Annotated in this window: 2 protein-coding genes; one reads left to right on the forward strand and one right to left on the reverse strand. The window is 52.6% G+C overall.

What is annotated here, in order from left to right; all coding sequences use genetic code 11:
* Window positions 1-93: 93 nt before the first annotated feature.
* Window positions 94-552 (forward strand): methylglyoxal synthase, encoded by a 459-nt coding sequence (locus tag WH277_RS00835; RefSeq protein WP_200640647.1) that lies wholly within the window; start codon window positions 94-96, stop codon window positions 550-552.
* Between the two features lie 15 nt (window positions 553-567).
* Here WH277_RS00835 and WH277_RS00840 read toward each other — a convergent pair.
* Window positions 568-1212: 3'-5' exonuclease (locus tag WH277_RS00840; RefSeq protein WP_339503823.1), on the reverse strand; the 645-nt coding region annotated here is incomplete at its 5' end.

Consider the following 1212-nt stretch of genomic DNA (forward strand, 5'->3'; position numbering starts at 1 on the left):
GCCCTGCATACCAGTTGATATCGGCAGATACCCGGCGCTACACTCAGTCCTCTGTTTACTTATTCCTCTTGCTCTACCCAACCAGGATACTGAATGGATCAGACAACCCGCACTCTACAGCCACAGAAACATATCGCGCTGGTGGCCCACGACCACTGTAAGAACGCTTTAATGCAGTGGGTGGATATCCACAAAGAGCAGTTGCAGCACCATACGCTTTACGCCACCGGAACAACCGGCAATCTGGTACAACGCGCCACCGGATTACCGGTGACGGCGATGCTGAGTGGCCCGATGGGCGGCGATCAGCAGGTCGGTGCGCTGATTTCGGAGGGGAAAATTGATGTGCTGATTTTCTTTTGGGACCCACTGAATGCGGTACCGCATGATCCCGATGTGAAAGCGCTGCTGCGCCTGGCCACCGTGTGGAATATTCCCGTTGCAACGAACCGAGCCACCGCAGATTTTATTATTCAGTCACCGTTGTTCGCCCGGCAGGTTGAAATCCAGATCCCGGATTATGAACGTTATCTGCAACAGCGCCTGAAGTAGCTCAGCCGCTGGCTGTCAGGGTTTACGTAGTATTGGTACGCCCTGACGGCTGAACTCGGCAACAAACACCGATGGATGATTACGATCATACAGCAGCCACACCTGCTGCTTCGCTCGTGTAATGGCAACATACGCAAGCCTGCGCTCCTCGGCGTCCGGAAAGTCTTCCGGGGCAGGTAACAGCGCATCTTCCATCACTGATTCTCTGGCTGCCGCCGGGAAGCCCTCATCACCTTCTGCCAGCCCCAGCAGAATGACATAATCTGCCTGCTGTCCTTTACTGGCATGAATAGTCATAAAATCAATATTGAGCTTAGGCCAGCGCGTTGCGGCTTTATCCAGTATTTCCGGGCGCAGATGGTGATAACGTGCCAGCACCAGAATTCTCTCGTCAACGGCAGCATAGCCACTCAGTTTATTCATCAGCGCTTCCAGTTGCTCTTCAGGCAACAGAGAGATGGCTTTTTTATGGCCTTTACTCAGGCTGTTGAGCGGTTTTTTTAACTGATGAGGGTTGCTCTGAACAAAGGTATTCGCGATTTCACCAATACGCTGATTAAAACGGTAGGTGGTATCCAGCACACAACGGTCGCCCTCACCAAAATGGTGATGGAAGGCCGTTGTTAAGCTCATTTCAGCGCCACTGAAGCGATAGATAGC

Origin of the sequence: Erwinia sp. MYb416 (genome assembly GCF_037479575.1) — a bacterium.
Lineage (GTDB): Bacteria > Pseudomonadota > Gammaproteobacteria > Enterobacterales > Enterobacteriaceae > Erwinia > Erwinia rhapontici.

Excerpts from the sequence above, each read along its gene's own strand:
- WH277_RS00835 (WP_200640647.1), top strand. The coding sequence starts at position 94 with ATGGATCAGACAACCCGCACTCTACAGCCACAGAAACATATCGCGCTG.